Source organism: Pseudomonas sp. Irchel s3a12 (genome assembly GCF_900187485.1).
Taxonomy (GTDB): domain Bacteria; phylum Pseudomonadota; class Gammaproteobacteria; order Pseudomonadales; family Pseudomonadaceae; genus Aquipseudomonas; species Aquipseudomonas neuropathica.
Genome location: NZ_FYDN01000015.1, coordinates 1 through 18643, shown reverse-complemented (window position 1 = coordinate 18643; position 18643 = coordinate 1). Strand labels below are relative to the sequence as shown.

The following is an 18643-nucleotide window of genomic DNA, read 5'->3' as shown; positions in this document are numbered from 1 at the left end:
CAAAACCCCCTGTAGGAGTGAACCTGTTCGCGATAGCGGATTAACATTCAACGGATATGTTGTTTGAACCACCGTAATCGCGAGCAGGCTCACTCCTACATTTGATCTGTGTTCGGTCATAAAAAAGCGGCGCCTGTGAGAGCGCCGCTTTTTTTTGCCTGCGATTTAGAAGTCCAGAACGACCCCGACGTTAACGCCCTGCTGGGTAAAGTCATCATCCTTACGCAGCGAGTAGCCGCCACGCAGCGCCAGATCCGCCGTGAGTTTGTGGCTGACGCCCAGGCTCAAACGGTTCAAATGACTCTGCGGCGTGTAGCCCTCAAGTTTGAAGTCATTCGCCGGCAAGGTGTTGAGCGCGATGTTGACCTTCTGCACGTCGTCTTCGTACTCACGCTCGTGAGCGTACTCGCCGAATACCTGGGTTTGCGGGGTGATGTTGTACTTGCCCTGCAAGCCCAGCCCCAGGCGTTTCGAGTCACGAGTCTGATCATCGAAAGTCAGCGCCGTGGCGCGGTTGCCCTTCTCTGAGTAGCCGTCGACATCGACGCTGGCGTAGTCGGCGCTGACGAATGGCGACAGGTGCCACTCGCTGCCCGGTTGGGCAATGTCGTAACCGACGCGGGCGCTGAAGGCCCAGAGGCTGCCGTCGGTGTCGCCTTTTTCAGCACCTTCGCTGACGCCCAGATCAAATTTGCGCTTGAGGTTGTCGTAGTCGAGTTTGCCACCGGTCAACGCCGCGTCAGCCCACCAGCGGTTCTGCTGGTACTGGGCAAATGCAGTGGCCATGTAGCTGTTGAGTTTGTAATCCGAGTCGTTGTGACCGGCCTCCAGATTCTGCCGGTAGAAACCTCCTGCCACACCGACACGCCAGGCTTCATTCAAGCGGTAGCTGCCGCCGACGTTAAGGTTGTAACCGCTGCCATCGGCGCTGGCGCCGCTGCTTTGGCTGTCGACATCAAGATGTTGGCCGCCCGCCGAAACAATGGCGCGCCATTGACCTACCGCTTGCCAGTTCTCCCAGTCCGCCTGCCATTGATTGCGCAGTTCATCCTGATGCGCACGCACGGTGGCGTGGGCCATTTCCGGTAGCAGCGTCAGCTCCCACGGCGCGGCGAGCAGGGAATAGGCGTAATCGGAGATCAGCTTTTGCCCGGCCTCGGTCGGGTGCACGCCGTCGTTGTAGATCAGCTTGGTCGGATCGGGCGTTGCACTGTTGATCCCGTATCGCGCGTTCTCGGTGCAACCGCTGCCACTGAAGCAGGTCGCGGTCAGGTTCTGGTCGGTCGCGAGGCCAAAGCGCCCAGGATCGGCAAACACTTCCGACAACAGGACCGGAATGTTCAGCGGAATGATTTCGGCGTTGATGCCTTGCAGGCGCGTGACCAACTGGCTGTTGAACTGAGTGGCGAGCTGGCTGCTGAAAGCTTGCAGCGGTGTACCGTTGATCGCTGGCGTCAGGCCAACATCAGGCAACAGCCAGACCATCACGTATTTGGCGCCGGCGGTTTGCAGGGTTTGCACGCTGTCGGCCAGTCGATCGGCGGCGGCGTTGGCTTGCGGCAGGCTGAGAATGCGACCTTGCAGGAAGTCGTTACCGCCGCCGGAAATGTAATACAGCGCCTTCGGGTCGGCGCGGAAGCCGTTCGATGGCAGGTAACCGGCGCGGGTGCGTTCGCCGGTAGCGGATTGCGTCGTGATCGAGTCGAGGATCTGGTCGGTGCGATAACCGCCGACCGCCCAGTTGTTACCGTCCGGCTGGCCGTTTTCGGCGCGCACGGCGGAGCTGGAGGAGGCTGTCTGGTCTGGCGAAAAGCCAAGGCGTCCGCCGAGCAACTGCGTGGAATTCAATGAATGCAGTTCACCGCTGCCATCTTGATACACCGGCCCGGTCCGGTTGGTGTAACGCTCGGTGGAGCCGGCCGGTCCGCCAGTGTCGGTGAAGGTGCCTGCGTCGTTGAGGCTGTCGCCAAACACAATGAAACTGGAATAAGGATTGGGTGCAGCATTGGCCTGAGCGCAGGCCAGTGCAAGCAGGCAGCCGGCCAGCGGTACAAACAACGTCTGTTTGATCATGAGCAAGTCCGTTTAGTTATTGTTGTAGGTGAACGAAACGACAGTACCAAAAACTCCCGGCGTTTTGCCATCGGTCGCGAATCCTCCCCCGGTTTTATCTGCCGCAGCCCCGGCCATATTGCACGCTCCGCCCAGCTAAGTTACTGTGCCGGAACGTATGAACGAGACCTTCCCCGTGTTGATCACCAGCAAACTTCTGGATCAAGTCATCAAGGCACACGCCCGCTGGCGTTGGCGCGCCTGAATCTTTTCTGCCGGCCCCGCCGGATCTGTATCGCTTTGCCTTCCTTGCCTGTTTGAAATGCCGCTGTGCCGACGCATCTTCCTGCGTCCGACATCGTGCAGCGCCCTGCGGGCAAGTGATCTGAAGGCTGTTTTCAAATCAGAATTCAAGAGGTTCGACACGCCATGTTGCTGATGATCGACAACTACGACTCCTTTACTTACAACGTTGTGCAATACCTCGGCGAGCTGGGTGCCGAAGTCAAAGTGGTGCGCAACGATGAACTGACCATCGCTGAAATCGAAGCCCTCAAGCCTGAGCGCATTGTGGTTTCCCCCGGTCCTTGCACGCCGACTGAAGCCGGCATCTCCATCGAAGCCATCAAACACTTCGCCGGCAAGCTGCCGATCCTCGGTGTCTGCCTTGGCCATCAGTCCATCGGCCAGGCGTTTGGCGGTGACGTGGTGCGCGCCCGCCAAGTGATGCACGGTAAGACTAGTCCGGTATTCCACGAGGACAAGGGCGTTTTCGCCGGCCTCAATCATCCGCTGACCGTCACCCGTTACCACTCGCTGATCGTCAAGCACGACACGTTGCCCGATTGCCTGGAACTGACCGCATGGACCCAGCACGATGACGGTTCGGTCGACGAAATCATGGGCCTGCGTCACAAGACCCTGAACATTGAGGGCGTACAGTTTCACCCCGAGTCGATCCTGACCGAGCAGGGCCATGAACTGTTTGCCAACTTCCTCAAACAAACCGGCGGCACGCGCTAAGGACTTCCCATGAATATCAAGACAGCCCTGAGCCGTATCGTCGATCACCTCGACCTCAGCACCGATGAAATGCGCGACGTGATGCGCGAAATCATGACCGGCCAATGCACCGACGCGCAGATCGGCGCGTTCATGATGGCCATGCGCATGAAGAGCGAGAGCATCGACGAAATCGTCGGCGCCGTGTCGGTGATGCGTGAGCTGGCCGATCAAGTTGAACTGAAAACCCTCGACGGCGTGGTCGATGTGGTCGGCACCGGCGGTGACGGCGCGAACATCTTCAACGTATCCACCGCCTCTTCGTTTGTCGTAGCGGCAGCCGGTTGCACCGTGGCCAAGCACGGCAACCGCGCGGTATCGGGCAAGAGCGGCAGCGCCGACTTGCTGGAAGCCGCCGGCATCTATCTGAACCTGACGCCGGTGCAAGTCGCGCGTTGCATCGACAACGTCGGCATCGGTTTCATGTTTGCCCAGACCCACCACAAAGCCATGAAGTACGCCGCCGGCCCGCGCCGCGATCTTGGCTTGCGTACGCTGTTCAACATGCTCGGCCCGCTTACGAATCCGGCCGGTGTGAAACATCAGGTGGTGGGCGTGTTCACTCAGGCATTGTGCCGGCCATTGGCCGAAGTCTTGCAGCGCCTGGGCAGCAAGCATGTACTGGTGGTGCATTCGAAAGACGGCCTGGACGAGTTCAGTCTTGCCGCGCCGACTTTTGTTGCCGAGTTGAAGAACAACGAAATCACCGAGTATTGGGTCGAGCCGGAAGATCTCGGCATGAAGAGCCAGAGCCTGCACGGTCTGTCGGTCGAAGGCCCGGAGGCGTCGCTGGCGCTGATCCGTGATGCTCTCGGCAAGCGCAAAACCGAAAACGGCCAGAAAGCCGCCGAAATGATTGTGCTCAATGCCGGTGCGGCGCTGTATGCCGCTGACGTGGCGAGTAGTTTGAAACAGGGTGTGGAGCTTGCGCACGACGCCCTGCACACCGGTCTCGCTCGGGAAAAACTCGAGGAGCTGGGTGCCTTTACCGCGGTATTCAAAGTGGAGAATGAGGGATGAGTGTACCGACGGTTCTGGAAAACATTCTGGCCCGCAAGGTTCAGGAAGTCGCCGAGCGTAGCGCCCGTGTGAGCCTGAGTGAGCTGGAAAGTCTGGCCAAGGCGGCCGATGCACCCCGTGGTTTTGCCCAGGCGTTGCTGGCGCAAGCCAAGAAGAAGCAGCCCGCGGTCATTGCCGAAATCAAAAAGGCCTCGCCGAGCAAAGGTGTTATCCGCGAGAACTTCATTCCGGCCGACATCGCCAAAAGCTACGAGAAGGGCGGGGCGACCTGTCTGTCCGTGCTGACCGACATCGATTACTTCCAGGGCGCCGATGCTTATCTGCAACAGGCCCGGGCCGCGTGCAAACTGCCGGTGATTCGCAAGGACTTCATGATCGATCCTTACCAGATCGTCGAAGCCCGCGCGCTGGGTGCTGACTGTGTGCTGCTGATCGTCTCCGCACTGGATGACGTGAAAATGGCCGAGCTGGCCGCTGTCGCCAAAAGCGTCGGTCTCGATGTGTTGGTCGAAGTGCACGATGGCGATGAGCTGGAGCGTGCGTTGAAAACCCTCGACACGCCGCTGGTCGGGGTCAACAACCGTAACCTGCACACCTTCGACGTCAGCCTGGAAACCACCCTCGACCTGCTGCCGCGCATTCCGCGCGATCGCCTGGTGATTACCGAGAGCGGTATTCTCAATCGTGCCGATGTCGAGTTGATGGAAATCAGCGAAGTGTATTCGTTCCTGGTGGGTGAAGCGTTCATGCGTGCGGAGAATCCGGGCACTGAACTGCAGCGACTGTTCTTCCCGGAGCGTGGCACTTCCATCAGCGGTTCGACCCTCGACTGATTCGCTCTAGACCGAGTCGAGACCATCGCGAGCAGGCTCACTCCCCCAGGGGAAATGCATTCCAATGTGGGAGCGAGCTTGCTAGCGAAGGGTCCATCGAAACCGCTAATGATTTCCATGTTGCCGGAGCCTGTTATGTCGCTGCCAACCTCCCTGACCATCGAAGCCGGTCTGCAAGCCGAACAAGACTTGCTGGCCTCGGTCTGCGCCGGCGACGCAGAATTCGGCCTTCTATTCTGGCAACCCAGCGATCGTGCGTTGGTCATGCCTCGCCGCCTCAATCGCCTCGCCGCGTTCGACCACGCCTGCGAAGTCTCAGCCGCCGCTGGCTGGCCCGTCCTGCTACGCGAAACCGGTGGCGAACCCGTCCCGCAATCAGCGGCGACGATCAACATCGCCCTGGTCTATGCGCCACCACGCAGCGAAGGCGACCTGAACCGCATCGAAACCGGCTACCACCGTCTCTGCGATCCGATCTGTCAGTTGTTGGAGGAGTTGGGCGGCTCGTCATCGTTGGGTGAAATCGATGGCGCATTCTGCGACGGTCGCTTCAACGTCAATCTGGACGGTCGCAAAATGGTCGGCACGGCCCAGCGCTGGCGCCAGAGTCAGGGCGGGCAACGTCCGGTGGGCCTGGTGCACGGGGCGATGCTGATGGATAACGAGCGCGAATCGATGGTCGCCGCGGTCAATCGCTTCAATGAAGTGTGCGGCCTGGAGCAACGCGTGCGGGCTGAAAGCCACATCGGCCTGCATGAGAAATTCAACGCGCCACAGGCCTTGGCGCGTCTCGATGAGCTGTTTCGATTGATGCTGGCGCAGATCTACAGCGCCTGACTTTCGGGCTTAGCGCGTACCGAAGACCACCATGGTCTTGCCTTTCACATCGACCAGGTTACGTTCCTCAAGATCCTTGAGCACGCGGCCGACCATCTCCCGTGAACAACCGACAATCCGGCCGATTTCCTGACGGGTCACCTTGATCTGCATGCCGTCCGGGTGGGTCATCGCATCCGGTTGTTTGCACAGTTCCAGCAGGCAACGCGCGACTCGACCGGTTACATCGAAGAACGCCAGATCGCCGACCTTGCGCGTGGTGTTGCGCAGTCGTTGTGCGATTTGTCCGCTGAGTACGAAAAGAATGTCCGGATCCTGCTGCGACAATTCGCGGAACTTGGCGTAGCTGATTTCCGCTGTTTCGCATTCAACTTTGGCCCGAACCCAGGCGCTGCGTTCCTGTTCCTGTCCCGCTTGCTCGAACAGGCCCAGTTCGCCAAAGAAATCCCCGGCGTTGAGGTAAGCGATGATCATCTCCCGACCGTCGTCATCCTCGATCAGGATCGTCACAGAACCCTTGATGATGAAGTACAGCGTGTCCGAGCGATCGCCCGCACAGATGATGTTGCTCTTGGCCGCATGGCGACGGCGCTGGCAATGCATCAACAGCTTGTCGAGATTCTTGATTTTGGGTGTGGGGGTAATAGCAACCATGGTTGTATCCCGAAAAGACTGCACGGTGATGTTTGATTTTTTATGAGGCGCTGAAGGCGGTCGCTACACGGGCTGACATGGGCGCCAGCGAATTGGCGCCAGCTTAACAGACACTTCGTCGCAAATTCGAGAAATTACCTACAGCGTGGAGGCATCCTGTCCTAGGAACGTTGCTCGCTGTCCGGGTAAAGCCCTGTGCTAAGCTGGCGACCCTTTTTTTACAGTGGAGTCTGGGCGATGAAGGCACGCATCCAATGGGCTGGCGAAGCCATGTTCCTCGGCGAATCCGGTAGCGGTCATGTCGTGGTGATGGACGGTCCGCCGGACGCTGGTGGTCGTAATCTGGGTGTTCGTCCGATGGAAATGCTTCTGCTGGGTGTCGGCGGTTGCAGCAACTTCGACGTGGTCAGCATCCTGAAGAAGTCCCGTCAGGCCGTTGAAAGCTGCGAGGCCTTTCTCGAAGCCGAGCGCGCGACCGAAGATCCGAAGGTGTTCACCAAGATTCACATGCATTTCGTGGTCAAGGGCCGTGGCTTGAAAGAGGCCCAGGTCAAGCGCGCCATCGAACTGTCCGCCGAGAAGTACTGCTCCGCTTCGATCATGCTTGGCGCGGCTGGCGTGGCGATCACTCACGACTACGAAATCGTCGAACTCGGTTGAACCGACATTCAACTATCATAAAAGCAGTGCAGACTCTGGCGATCCCCCGCTGACGTCTGCATAATGCGCCACTTTTTTCAGGGCAGTGATCGGTCAGCCGACGGATCAGCCGCCTGAACAGATAACCAAAATCGCCATCGCGAAGAGGTGTTAACCGTCCTACGCAGGTGCGTTGTTCGCACTTGACGGGCATGCTTGATCACGCGGCCGGGCCGCATACATAGAGAGTTTTTTACGGTGAAAAGCAAACTCAAGCTCCACGGGTTCAATAACCTGACAAAGACCTTGAGCTTCAACATCTATGACATCTGCTACGCGGAAACCCCGCAAGACCAGCAGGCTTACGTTGAGTACATCAATCAAGAGTACAACGCGAAACGCCTGACGCAGATTCTCACAGAAGTTGTCGAGATCATTGGTGCCAACATCCTGAACATTGCCAGTCAGGACTATGAACCTCAGGGCGCCAGCGTCACGATTCTGATTTCTGAAGAGCCGGTAACCCCGACTGAAAGCCAGATTGAAGAGTCGCCGGGCCCGTTGCCCGAAATTATCCTGGCCCACCTCGACAAGAGTCACATCACGGTGCACACCTATCCGGAAATTCATCCGGACGACGGTATTGCAACTTTCCGTGTGGACATCGACGTGTCGACTTGTGGTGTCATTTCACCGCTTAAAGCGCTCAATTTCCTCATTCACCAGTTCGATTCGGACATAGTGACTGTGGATTATCGTGTGCGCGGCTTCACCCGTGACGTTGAAGGCAACAAGCACTTCATCGACCACGAGATCAACTCGATCCAGAACTACCTCTCTGAAGACACCCGCGACGCGTACCAGATGACCGACGTGAACGTGTATCAGGAAAACCTGTTCCACACCAAAATGCTGCTGAAGAACTTCGAACTGGACAACTACCTGTTCGGCGACGCCACCAGCAATCTGTCCCTCGAGCAGCGTGCTCAGGTGACCGATCGGGTGAAACACGAAATGCTCGAAATCTTCTACGCGCGCAACATGCCTACTTAAGATTCCCGGGCACAAAAAAAAGGCGACTGTCTCAGGACAGTCGCCTTTTTTATTGCTGGAACAAAGCACCCTGTGGGAGCGAGGCTGCTCGCGATAAGGCCTTCAGCACCCACACAGATCTCAGATCCGATAAGTACTCTTGGTCATCACCTTCGCCAGAATACTCATCCCGAACTTCACCGGCGCCGGAAACCGAAAACCCCCAGCCTCCAGCGCACTTTCCGCATGATGTTCTTCATCTATGCGCATCTGCTCCAGAATCGCCCGGGATTTCTCGTCCTCAGCCGGCAACTGCTCCAGGTGTTCATTCAAGTGCTTGCACACCTGATGCTCGGTCGCCGCGACGAATCCAAGGCTGACCTTGTCGCTGATCAACCCGGCCACCGCACCAATACCGAACGACATCCCGTAAAACAGCGGATTTAAAACGCTGGTATGGCTGCCCAACTGATGAATACGTTGTTCGCACCAGACCAGATGATCAATCTCTTCTTCGGCGGCGTGCTCCATGGCCTCGCGCACCTGAGGCAGCTTGGCGGTCAGCGCCTGTCCCTGATAGAGCGCCTGGGCGCAGACTTCACCGGTATGGTTGATGCGCATCAGGCCGGCAACGTGGCGGGTGTCTTCGTCGCTCATTTGCGTGTCCGGCTGCAAAATCGCCGGCGACGGACGGTACGGTTGGCCACTGAAGGGCAGCAGGGTACGCATTGCGGCATCGGCTTGCAGCAGAAGACGGTCAATTGGCGAGTAGTGACGTTGGGTAGTCATGCTGACCTCCGGGAAGAATCTCGACGGCCAGTTTAACCGAATCGGCCGTGGAAGGTTTGCGCTGGGTCATTTGCTGCGCGGTCATGCTTTTTTGTGGGAGCGATGCTGCTCGCGAAGGCGTGGTGTCAGGCACTGGTATATTGAACGTGCCGACGTCTTCGCGAGCAGGCTCGCTCCCGCAGGGGGCTTTTTAGCCCGGTGGCCAGTTCATCTGACGCTGACCGAGTACGTGCATATGAATGTGGTAGACGGTCTGCCCACCTTTCTCATTGCAGTTCATCACTACGCGGAAACCTTCTTCGCAACCCAGTTCCAGTGCCAGACGCTGCGCAGTGAACAGGATGTGCCCGGCCAATGCCTTGTCATCTTCGGTCAGGTCATTGAGGGTGCGCACCGGTTTTTTCGGGATCACCAGGAAATGCACCGGTGCCTGAGGGGCGATGTCATGGAAGGCCAAAACCTGGTCGTCTTCGTAAATGATCTTGGCCGGGATTTCCCGGTTGATGATCTTGGTGAACAGAGTATCCACTGCTGTTTTCTCCGCTGTTTGGGCTGAATCGAGTGTACCGCGTTGAATCCGGTTTCTTCAGCGCGGGCAGTAAGCTTTATTGACCATACCGACGATGGTGCGATTGAGCCAGCGCGAGCCCAGTCGCGGCAAGAACGCGAACCAGCGGTTGCGTCGTCCGGGAATGATGATTGCGCGGTTCTTGTCGAGGGCGCGTACGGTGTATAGCGCGACTTCCTCCGGGCTCATCATTAACTTGCTGTCTTTGAGTTTGTCGCTGTTCAGCTGCGCCGTGCGGAAAAATGCCGTGCGTGTCGGGCCGGGGCAGAGTACCGAGACCTTCACCGCACTTTGTTTCAGTTCAACCCGCAAGGCTTCGGAGAAGTGCAGCACATACGCCTTGCTGGCGTAGTAAGTGCTCATCCAAGGGCCGGGATTGAAGGCGGCCACCGAGGCGACATTGAGAATCTGCCCGCCACCCTGCAGCGCCATGCTGTTGCCGATGGCGTGGCAGAGACGGGTGAGGGCGAGGATGTTCACTTCGATCAGATCCTGCTCGGTCATCCAGTCCTGTGCGAGAAACGGGCCGCAGGTGCCGATGCCGGCGCAATTGACGAGCAAGTCGATCTGTCGGTCACCTTCTTCCAGTTCCAGCAGGAAGCCGGACAGACGCAATGGCTCGCCCAGATCGCAGGCGCGGAACAGTACCTCGACGCCAAAACGCTGGGTCAATTCGATCGCAATGCTTTCGAGCTGATCACGCTGTCGGGCCACCAGAATCAGGCTGCGGCCACGCCGGGCCAGTGCTTCGGCCATCGCCAGGCCGATGCCGCTGGAGGCGCCGGTGATCAGTGCGTAACGGGTCATGCAATTCTCCATCGCAACAGCTCCGCGCCGGCGACGCGGGTGTCACGGCGGGGAGCGCTGTTCATTCTTTCGCAGAGTCTACAGGGGCCTGCGCCGCTTCGGCTGCCTCGTCGGCGGAATCCGCAGGCGTTTCGACCTCTACTTCGACTTCATCAGTGGTCACCGAGCCACTTTCGTAGCTGCTTTCCAGATTGCTTTCATATTCCTGCTGGATGGCTGAGATGCCGCCGAGCATTCCACCGACAAAAATCAGTGCGAAGAACACGATCCACAGTGAGCACAGCACTTTCACGGCGGTGCTGTTTGGCGGCGGGGGAGGGCCGTAGCGATTGGCGCCGGTGTTGCCCGGTACGACCATGATCACCAGCGGGAAGAAGCTGCCCACGAACGGTACAAGGTTCAATAGCCAGAGCCAGCCCGACCAGCCGATATCGTGCAGGCGCTGGACGCTGAACAGAATGCTGACGATCAGGAAGGCGATAAACAGGAAGAACGCGAAGATTCCGCCGATGATCAGGCCGGTGGTGGAATCGCCGCTGACCAGGCCAAGCGCCAACAGGGCGAATACCCCGATAATGGGCAGCGTGACCAGGCTCAGTACCATCGTCCATGCAAGAAAACGCAGGCGACCTATGCGGCCTTCGACGCTGAACGGCTTGAGCGTGGCGAACGCCGGAACATGTTCCCCCACATTGGCGCGAGGCGGTGCATACGGGGAGTCCGGTTCTGCCACCACAGTGGAGTGTTCCTGGACGTCCGATAGATTCAGTTCGATTGCCGTCTCTGCTTCAATGCGTGCATCAATCCCGGTTTTGCTCAGAGCTTGTAGATAAGCCTGTGCATCGTTGTGGGACAGGTCGCGTTTGAGTGCTACGGCGCGGCCATTGAACAGGCGTTCGATGGCCGCCACTTCACTTTTGAAAAGATCAGCCAGATTGAGCTTGGCCGTAGTGATATCGACACCGGGCTGCAAAGCACCGTCGAATACGATCTTGTAACGGGGTTCGCTCATGGCCGAGGCATCCTTGTCGCGAATGGTTTGAAAGGTCGTCAGTGTAAGGCCAGTCTTGAGTCGACTTGCCCGGTTTTTTTATTCGCGCGGCCAGCGTTTTGGCAATTGTGCTGCGTGTTCCTGGGCTTGCCGGTATTCAGCGTCCAGCCGTGCGATCAATTGATCCACGCTCGGCAGGTCATCGATCTGTCCGACGCCTTGTCCGGCCGACCACACAGTCTTCCAGGCTTTGGCTTCATCATTGATTGGCTTGAGCTTGTCACCGAAATTCACTTCGCCTTTGCCTTGCAGAGCGGCCATGTCGAAACCGGCCGCTTCCAGGCTCTGCCGCATAAAGCTCGCCGGCACTCCCGAGACCGCTGGAGTATGGATGATGTCGGACGCCTTGGCTGTCAGCAGCATCTCCTTGTAGGCGTCGGGCGCATGACTTTCCGTGGTGCCGATAAATCGCGTACCGAAGTAGGCCAGATCCGCGCCGAGCAGCTGTGCGGCGAGAATCTCATGCCCGTGGTTAAGACATCCTGCAAGCAGCAGGGTTTTATCGAAGAACTGACGGATCTCGGCGATCAGCGCAAACGGACTCCAGGTCCCGGCATGGCCCCCGGCGCCGGCCGCCACAGCAATCAATCCGTCGACGCCGGCCTCGGCCGCTTTCTCGGCATGTCGGCGAGTGGTGACGTCATGGAAGACCAGGCCGCCATAACTGTGTACCGCGTCGACCAACTCCTTCACCGCGCCGAGGCTGGTGATGACGATCGGCACTTTGTGTTCGACGCAGATGTTCAGGTCTGCCTGCAAGCGCGGGTTGCTGTTGTGCACGATCAGGTTCACCGCGTACGGCGCCGGGTTGTCCAGTGTCGCCAGGCCCGCTTCGATCTGTTCCAGCCAGGCTTTGAATCCGCTGCTTTCGCGTTGGTTCAGCGCAGGAAAACTCCCGACCACGCCATTACGGCAGCAGGCGAGCACCAGCTCAGGGTTGGAAATCAGAAACATCGGCGCCGCCACTACAGGCAAACGCAGACGTTGTTCGAGCAAAGCGGGCAGCGACATTATGAACACCCCAAGGATCTGTACTTGTTGAAGTTAGAACGGCTTGACCACGACCAGAATTACGATAGCCAGCAATATCAGAACCGGCACTTCATTGAACCAGCGATAAAAGACATGGCTGCGGGTGTTCTCGCCACGGGCGAAACGTTTTACCTGCGCACCGCACATGTGGTGGTAGCCGATCAGCAAGACGACCAGGGTCAATTTGGCGTGAATCCAGCCGCCCATGCTGAAGATGCTCGGGTTGAGGTAAATCAGCCAGCCGCCGAAGATCAGCGTCGCAATCATCGCCGGGCCCATGATGCCGCGATACAGCTTGCGCTCCATGACACTGAAGCGCTCTTTGCTGATCGTGTCTTCGCTTTGCGCGTGATACACGAACAGACGCGGCAAGTAGAACAGCCCGGCAAACCAGCAAACGATGCTGACAATGTGAAAAGCTTTGATCCATAGATAGAGCATTTTTAGTTATTCCAGGTTCACGGTAAGCCGGATAGTAGAGGCTTGAGCGTCCGCACGTCACCTTGACGGTTGTCGCAGGGCCGCGCGGCCCCTATTATCGACGGCTTTCCAGTGGGTTCTTTGAGGGCAGGTTATGGTCAAGGTCGGTATCGTCGGCGGCACGGGTTACACCGGTGTCGAACTGCTGCGTCTGTTGGCGCAGCATCCGCAGGCAGAAGTGGTAGTGATCACTTCCCGATCCGAGGCCGGTCTGGCCGTGGCTGACATGTACCCGAACCTGCGCGGACACTACGACGGCCTGGCCTTCAGCGTCCCAGACATCAAGACCCTCGGCGCTTGCGACGTAGTGTTCTTCGCCACTCCGCACGGTGTGGCTCATGCGTTGGCCGGTGAATTGCTGGCAGCGGGCACCAAGGTCATCGACCTGTCGGCTGACTTCCGTCTGCAAGACGCTGAAGAGTGGGCCAAGTGGTACGGTCAGCCGCACGGCGCGCCTGAGTTGCTGGACGAAGCGGTTTACGGTCTGCCGGAAGTCAATCGCGAGCAGATCAAGAAGGCCCGCCTGATCGCGGTGCCGGGTTGCTACCCAACCGCTACGCAGCTGGGCTTTCTGCCGTTGCTCGAGGCTGGTCTGGCGGATACTTCGCGCTTGATCGCCGACTGCAAATCCGGCGTCAGCGGTGCTGGTCGCGGTGCGGCTGTCGGCTCGCTGTACTCCGAAACGTCAGAAAGCATGAAGGCCTATGCGGTGAAAGGTCACCGTCACCTGCCGGAAATTCGCCAGGGTCTGCGTCGCGCAGCGGGCAAGGATGTCGGTCTGACCTTCGTACCGCACCTGACTCCGATGATCCGTGGCATTCACTCGACGCTCTACGCGACCGTGGTTGATCGCTCGGTGGATCTGCAGGCGTTGTTTGAAAAGCGCTATGCCAACGAGCCGTTCGTCGATGTGATGCCGGCCGGCAGCCATCCGGAAACCCGTAGCGTGCGCGGTGCCAACGTTTGCCGTATCGCCGTTCATCGTCCGCAGGATGGCGATCTGGTGGTGGTGCTGTCGGTGATCGACAACCTGGTCAAAGGTGCGTCGGGTCAAGCGGTGCAGAACATGAACATCCTGTTCGGGCTGGACGAGCGTTTCGGTCTGTCCCACGCCGGTATGCTGCCGTAATACTTTAAGCAGCACAGCCAAAAGGCCCGTTAAGCGGGCCTTTTTGCATTCTGAACAGTTCGTCGGGTTTATTGATATACCGTAACAATAGTTGACCGATTTTCTCGGACAAGCGGATAATGCGCGTCATCACGCATTATGGCGGCGTAACGCCGGGAGATAGTCAGCATGAGCGTCGAATCCTTCACCCCCACGGCTTTGCAATTCACCCACGGTGCCGCGCACAAGGTGAAGAGCCTGGTCGATGAAGAGGGGAATGATCGCTTGAAGCTGCGCGTATTCGTTACGGGCGGCGGTTGTTCAGGGTTTCAGTACGGTTTCACCTTCGATGAAGATGTGGCCGAGGACGACACCATCGTCGAGCGCGAAGGCGTGAGTCTGGTGGTGGATCCGATGAGCTTCCAGTACCTGGCCGGTGCTGAAGTGGATTACCAGGAAGGTCTGGAAGGTTCGCGCTTCGTGATCAAGAACCCTAACGCCACCACGACGTGTGGTTGCGGGTCTTCGTTCTCGATCTGATTGCTCCTCGCTCCAGATAACAAAGCGCCGCAGAGCCTCACGGTTCTGCGGCGTTTTGCTGTGCTTAATCTTTAAGCGGGGTAGATAGCGCCAAGTATCCGCAGCCCGCGTGCGCCGGTGACGCTTGGGCGGTTGGCCGCGATGCCTTCTAGGCAGCAATGGGCCAGCCAGGCGAAGGCCATGGCTTCGACCCAGTCGGGGTCAACGCCGTGAGTGGCAGTGCTGGTGACTTTGGTGGTCGGCAGCAGCTCGGCCAGACGCTTCATCAGCGTGGCGTTGTGCGCCCCGCCGCCACAGACCAACAGTTCCTGAGTATCGGTTTGAGCGTTTTGCAAAGATTCAGTGATCGTCAACGCGGTCAGCTCAAGCAACGTCGCTTGCACGTTCTCGGCAGCAAAGGCTGGCAGGTGCGAGAGATGTTGTTCCAGCCAGGGCAGGTTGAACACTTCTCGGCCGGTACTTTTCGGCCCCTTGGTGACGAAGAACGGATCGCTGAGGAGTGCGTTTAGCAGTGTCGGCTCGACTGTACCTGTTTTAGCCCAGTCGCCATTGCGATCATAGTTTTCGCCGCGCTGCTGGTGAATCCAGGCGTCCATCAGCACATTCCCGGGGCCGCAGTCGAAACCGGCTACAGGTTTGGTCGGCTCAATCAGACTCAGATTGCTGAAACCGCCGACATTCAAGACGGCCTGGTTACCGGTACGCTCTTCAAATAACGCTTCATGAAATGCAGGTACCAGCGGAGCGCCTTGGCCACCGGCCGCCACATCACGACTGCGGAAATCGCTGACTACGGTGATACCGGTCAGTTCGGTCAGCAGAGCGGGGTTGCCGATCTGCACGGTGAAACCGCGTGCAGGCTCATGGCGAATGGTCTGGCCGTGGCTGCCTATCGCCCGAATGTCCTGCGGCTTGAGTCGCTGCTGATCGAGGAGGGTATGAATGCCCTGCGCAGCGAGTGTCACCCAGTTCTGCTGGGCAATCGCCGAGCGGGCGATTTCGTCAGGGCCGCTGGCGCATAAGCCAAGCAGCTCGGTGCGCAGGGATTCAGGCATGGGAATGTAATGCGTGGCGACCAGTTTGATCGCCGAGGTCTGTTCGATCAGGGCAATGTCCAGACCGTCGAGGCTGGTTCCGGACATCACGCCAATATACAGGGCCATGACTTAGCGCTTGCTCGAAGCCAGCATGGTGGCTTTCTCTTGATCCATGCGCGCCATCAGCGGCTGGCTCTGTGCAAGGAAGCGAGCGCGTTCGGCTTTGGCAATTGGATCAGCCATTGGCAGCTTCTGTCCCAGCGGATCGACGTGAACGCCGTTGACCTGGAACTCATAGTGCAAGTGCGGGCCGGTCGAGAGGCCGGTGGTGCCGATGTAGCCGATGACTTGGCCTTGCTTAACGGAACCGCCAGTCTTCACGCCTTTGGCGAAGCCTTGCATGTGGCCGTACAGCGTGCGGTAAGTGTTGCCGTGCTGGATGATCACCGTGTTGCCGTAGCCACCACGACGTCCGGCCAGCAACACTTTACCGTCACCCGCAGCCTTGATTGGCGTACCGCGTGGCGCAGCGTAATCCACGCCTTTGTGGGCGCGGATCTTGTTGAGAATCGGGTGTTTGCGGCCCATTGAGAACTTCGAGCTGATGCGGGCGAAATCCACCGGAGTACGGATGAACGCCTTGCGCATGCTGTTGCCGTCAGCGGTGTAGTAGCTGCTGTTGCCTTGCTTGTTGGTGTAACGCACGGCGGTGTAGGTCTTGCCGCGGTTAGTGAAGCGAGCGGACAGGATAGGTCCGGTGCCGACGGCTTTGCCGTTGACCACTTTCTGCTCGTAGATCACATCGAATTCGTCACCCTGGCGGATGTCTTGAGCGAAATCGACGTCGTAGCCAAAGACGCTGGCCATATCCATGGTCAGACTATGGGAGAGACCGGCACGGGCTGCTGATTGTGAGAGCGAGCTATTGATTACGCCATGGACGTAAGCAGTTCGAACGGTTGGTTTTGCGGTAACCCGGTTGAAGGCATAACCCTTGTCATTCTTGGTCAGGGTAATGGTTTCGACGTCGCTGACCTTGCTGTGCAAACTGGTCAGTTGGCCTTCAGGATTCAATTCGAATTCGAGTTTCTGGCCATGCTTGAGTTGGCTGAACTGTTTGGCTTGTTTGTCGCTGGCCAGGACTTCGTGAACGGAGGCAGCCGGCAGGCCGACCTTTTCGAACAGGGTCGACAGGGTATCGCCCTTGGCAACGATGACTTCGCGATGGCCAGGCGCTTTTGGCTTTTCGGCGGCTGGCGTAGGTGCAGCCTCTGCGGTTTGCGGGGTGTTTTCGCTACTGTTTTCGATTTGAGCAAATGGCGAAGCTACTGGCTCATTTGTGGCTTGAGCTGCGTCAGCAGCGTCTTGATCTTGTGTCAGTTGTTCAGCAGGACTTTCCAGTTCAAGGCTCAGGGTCGTCTTTTTGGCTTCAACATCACTGGAAGGGAATACCAGGAGTGCCAGGCTGAGAAGGGCGGCGATTCCACTTGCGGCGAGCAGGTGGGTCTTCGGGTAAAGCGGAGGCGCTTTAGACGGTTCTGTGGTCATAAGTAATTTTGACTTTGAAAAAAGATGAATTGGAAAAGATGAATGACATGATGAAGATGAAATAACTGTATAAAATATAACCAAATCATCTCTGAAGCAAGTCTGCAGACGCCGCGTTTGTGGATTGGTGTCCGTGCGCCGGGCAAAACTTGTAATTGGTGCACGATCTTGTATGGTTGGTTCCCTTTGAATCTGAGCCTTGCGGGTCTGTTATGAAGTCGGTTGAAGAGCAGCTAGCGCTGATTAAACGTGGTGCGGAAGAACTATTGGTCGAGTCCGAGCTGATCGAGAAGCTCAAGCGCGGCCAACCGCTGCGTATCAAGGCTGGTTTCGATCCGACCGCTCCGGATCTGCATTTGGGCCACACGGTGCTTATTAATAAGCTGCGCCAGTTCCAGGAGCTGGGGCATCAAGTTATCTTCCTTATAGGTGACTTCACCGGAATGATCGGTGATCCGAGCGGCAAGAGTGCTACGCGTCCTCCGTTGACTCGTGAGCAGGTTCTGGAAAACGCCGAGACTTACAAGACGCAGGTGTTCAAGATTCTTGATCCGGCGAAAACCGAAGTTGCGTTCAACTCCACCTGGATGGACAAGATGGGGCCGGCGGACTTCATCCGCCTGACCTCTCAGTACACCGTGGCGCGCATGCTTGAGCGTGACGACTTCGATAAGCGCTACACCACCAATCAGCCAATCGCTATTCACGAGTTCCTCTATCCGCTGGTGCAGGGATACGATTCGGTTGCGCTGCGGGCGGATGTCGAGCTGGGTGGTACCGATCAGAAATTCAACTTGCTGATGGGGCGTGAGTTGCAGCGTGGTTACGGTCAAGAGGCTCAATGCATTTTGACCATGCCGCTGCTCGAAGGTCTGGATGGCGTGAAGAAGATGTCCAAATCCTTGGGCAACTACGTCGGTATCCAGGAGGCGCCGGGCGTCATGTATAGCAAGCTGGTTTCGATTCCGGATGCATTGATGTGGCGTTATTTTGAGCTGCTCAGCTTCCGCTCGATGGATGAGATCAATGCGCTGCGTGCTGATGTAGAAGCCGGTGCCAATCCGCGTGATGTCAAAATCAAACTGGCGGAAGAGATCGTCGCGCGTTTCCATGGTGAGGAGGCTGCGGCTAATGCTCATCGTGCAGCGGGCAATCGCATGAAGGATGGCGAGCTGCCGGATGATCTGCCAGAGATCGAGTTGGCATCTACTGAAGATATGCCGATCGCTGCTGTTCTTAATAAGGCGGGGTTGGTCAAGAACTCGGCGGCAGCGCGTGATCTGTTGGCGTCTGGTGGTGTGCGCGTCGATGGTGCAGTCGTTGATCGCTCCTTTATATATGTACTGGGCGCGACTCACGTTTGCCAGGCTGGCAAGAAGGCGTTTGCGCGTATCACTCTGAAATCTGAGTGATTGCTGAAAATAAGTGTTGACGGCGAATTTCAGATGTCTATAATTCGCCCCACTTCCGGCGCAGTCGAAACGGAAAACTCCTTGATATTCAATGAGTTATGTAGGTTTCGGCGGCAGGTTGCTTCAGTTCATCGAAGCCAGA

Annotated in this window: 19 protein-coding genes; 9 read left to right on the top strand and 10 right to left on the bottom strand. The window is 57.9% G+C overall.

Annotation, left to right across the window (positions count from 1 at the left end; genetic code table 11):
• Positions 1 to 165: 165 nt before the first annotated feature.
• Positions 166 to 2073, bottom strand: a complete 1908-nt coding sequence (estP, locus tag CKW14_RS23325) for an esterase EstP (RefSeq protein WP_095126213.1) — start codon at positions 2071 to 2073, stop codon at positions 166 to 168.
• A gap of 408 nt (positions 2074 to 2481) precedes the next feature.
• On the opposite strand from estP, the gene CKW14_RS23320 reads away from it, so the two are divergent.
• The 4 genes from CKW14_RS23320 to CKW14_RS23305 all read left to right on the top strand — a co-directional run bounded on the left by CKW14_RS23320 (position 2482) and on the right by CKW14_RS23305 (position 5804).
• On the top strand, positions 2482 to 3075 hold the full coding sequence (locus CKW14_RS23320) for an aminodeoxychorismate/anthranilate synthase component II (protein WP_095050324.1): 594 nt from the start codon (positions 2482 to 2484) through the stop codon (positions 3073 to 3075).
• Positions 3076 to 3084: 9 nt separating this feature from the next.
• Positions 3085 to 4134 carry an anthranilate phosphoribosyltransferase gene (gene trpD, locus CKW14_RS23315; RefSeq protein ID WP_095050325.1) on the top strand — a complete coding sequence of 350 codons (1050 nt, stop codon included), beginning with the start codon at positions 3085 to 3087 and terminating at the stop codon, positions 4132 to 4134.
• Positions 4131 to 4967, top strand: a complete 837-nt coding sequence (gene trpC / locus CKW14_RS23310; RefSeq protein WP_095050326.1) for an indole-3-glycerol phosphate synthase TrpC — start codon at positions 4131 to 4133, stop codon at positions 4965 to 4967. Before trpD ends, trpC begins: the two co-directional genes overlap by 4 nt.
• 135 nt (positions 4968 to 5102) lie before the next feature.
• Entirely contained in the window at positions 5103 to 5804 is a 702-nt protein-coding gene (locus CKW14_RS23305) for a lipoate--protein ligase family protein (protein ID WP_095126212.1), read from the top strand.
• A 9-nt stretch (positions 5805 to 5813) separates the two neighbouring features.
• Here CKW14_RS23305 and crp read toward each other — a convergent pair whose 3' ends face one another.
• Positions 5814 to 6458 (bottom strand): cAMP-activated global transcriptional regulator CRP, encoded by a 645-nt coding sequence (crp, locus tag CKW14_RS23300; RefSeq protein ID WP_095126211.1) that lies wholly within the window; start codon positions 6456 to 6458, stop codon positions 5814 to 5816.
• A 237-nt stretch (positions 6459 to 6695) separates the two neighbouring features.
• Between crp and CKW14_RS23295 the strand changes: the two genes are divergently transcribed.
• Together CKW14_RS23295 and speD are read left to right on the top strand one after the other, a co-directional pair.
• The gene (locus tag CKW14_RS23295; RefSeq protein WP_003228794.1) at positions 6696 to 7118 is read left to right on the top strand and encodes an OsmC family protein; all 423 of its coding nucleotides are present in this window, start codon (positions 6696 to 6698) and stop codon (positions 7116 to 7118) included.
• Positions 7119 to 7355: 237 nt separating this feature from the next.
• Positions 7356 to 8150: an adenosylmethionine decarboxylase gene (gene speD, locus CKW14_RS23290; RefSeq protein WP_095050328.1), complete on the top strand. Its 795-nt coding sequence runs from the start codon at positions 7356 to 7358 to the stop codon at positions 8148 to 8150.
• A gap of 120 nt (positions 8151 to 8270) precedes the next feature.
• Here the strand turns inward: speD and coq7 are convergent, their stop codons facing one another.
• The 6 genes from coq7 to hemJ all read right to left on the bottom strand — a co-directional run bounded on the left by coq7 (position 8271) and on the right by hemJ (position 12817).
• The gene (coq7, locus tag CKW14_RS23285; RefSeq protein WP_008077993.1) at positions 8271 to 8918 is read right to left on the bottom strand and encodes a 2-polyprenyl-3-methyl-6-methoxy-1,4-benzoquinone monooxygenase; all 648 of its coding nucleotides are present in this window, start codon (positions 8916 to 8918) and stop codon (positions 8271 to 8273) included.
• 190 nt (positions 8919 to 9108) lie between these two features.
• Complete coding sequence (locus CKW14_RS23280) at positions 9109 to 9447, bottom strand: histidine triad nucleotide-binding protein (RefSeq protein WP_003228789.1); 339 nt, start codon at positions 9445 to 9447, stop codon at positions 9109 to 9111.
• A 57-nt stretch (positions 9448 to 9504) separates the two neighbouring features.
• Complete coding sequence (locus CKW14_RS23275; protein ID WP_093441854.1) at positions 9505 to 10293, bottom strand: SDR family oxidoreductase; 789 nt, start codon at positions 10291 to 10293, stop codon at positions 9505 to 9507.
• Positions 10294 to 10354: 61 nt separating this feature from the next.
• The gene (locus CKW14_RS23270; RefSeq protein ID WP_095126210.1) at positions 10355 to 11305 is read right to left on the bottom strand and encodes a DUF805 domain-containing protein; all 951 of its coding nucleotides are present in this window, start codon (positions 11303 to 11305) and stop codon (positions 10355 to 10357) included.
• Between the two features lie 78 nt (positions 11306 to 11383).
• A complete protein-coding gene (locus CKW14_RS23265; protein ID WP_095050330.1) occupies positions 11384 to 12355 on the bottom strand; it encodes a nitronate monooxygenase family protein in 972 nt (323 codons plus the stop codon).
• Positions 12356 to 12388: 33 nt separating this feature from the next.
• Positions 12389 to 12817: a protoporphyrinogen oxidase HemJ gene (gene hemJ, locus CKW14_RS23260; RefSeq protein ID WP_034155111.1), complete on the bottom strand. Its 429-nt coding sequence runs from the start codon at positions 12815 to 12817 to the stop codon at positions 12389 to 12391.
• A gap of 133 nt (positions 12818 to 12950) precedes the next feature.
• On the opposite strand from hemJ, the gene argC reads away from it, so the two are divergent.
• On the top strand, positions 12951 to 13985 hold the full coding sequence (gene argC / locus CKW14_RS23255; RefSeq protein WP_034155112.1) for an N-acetyl-gamma-glutamyl-phosphate reductase: 1035 nt from the start codon (positions 12951 to 12953) through the stop codon (positions 13983 to 13985).
• A gap of 168 nt (positions 13986 to 14153) precedes the next feature.
• The gene (gene erpA, locus CKW14_RS23250) at positions 14154 to 14504 is read left to right on the top strand and encodes an iron-sulfur cluster insertion protein ErpA (protein WP_008077999.1); all 351 of its coding nucleotides are present in this window, start codon (positions 14154 to 14156) and stop codon (positions 14502 to 14504) included.
• Positions 14505 to 14575: 71 nt separating this feature from the next.
• Here erpA and CKW14_RS23245 read toward each other — a convergent pair whose 3' ends face one another.
• Together CKW14_RS23245 and CKW14_RS23240 are read right to left on the bottom strand one after the other, a co-directional pair.
• On the bottom strand, positions 14576 to 15667 hold the full coding sequence (locus tag CKW14_RS23245; protein ID WP_095050331.1) for an anhydro-N-acetylmuramic acid kinase: 1092 nt from the start codon (positions 15665 to 15667) through the stop codon (positions 14576 to 14578).
• 3 nt (positions 15668 to 15670) lie between these two features.
• Positions 15671 to 17089: a peptidoglycan DD-metalloendopeptidase family protein gene (locus CKW14_RS23240; protein ID WP_095050332.1), complete on the bottom strand. Its 1419-nt coding sequence runs from the start codon at positions 17087 to 17089 to the stop codon at positions 15671 to 15673.
• A gap of 212 nt (positions 17090 to 17301) precedes the next feature.
• Here CKW14_RS23240 and tyrS point away from each other — a divergent pair, with 212 nt between their 5' ends.
• Entirely contained in the window at positions 17302 to 18501 is a 1200-nt protein-coding gene (gene tyrS / locus CKW14_RS23235; protein ID WP_095126209.1) for a tyrosine--tRNA ligase, read from the top strand.
• The last annotated feature ends 142 nt before the right edge of the window (positions 18502 to 18643 follow it).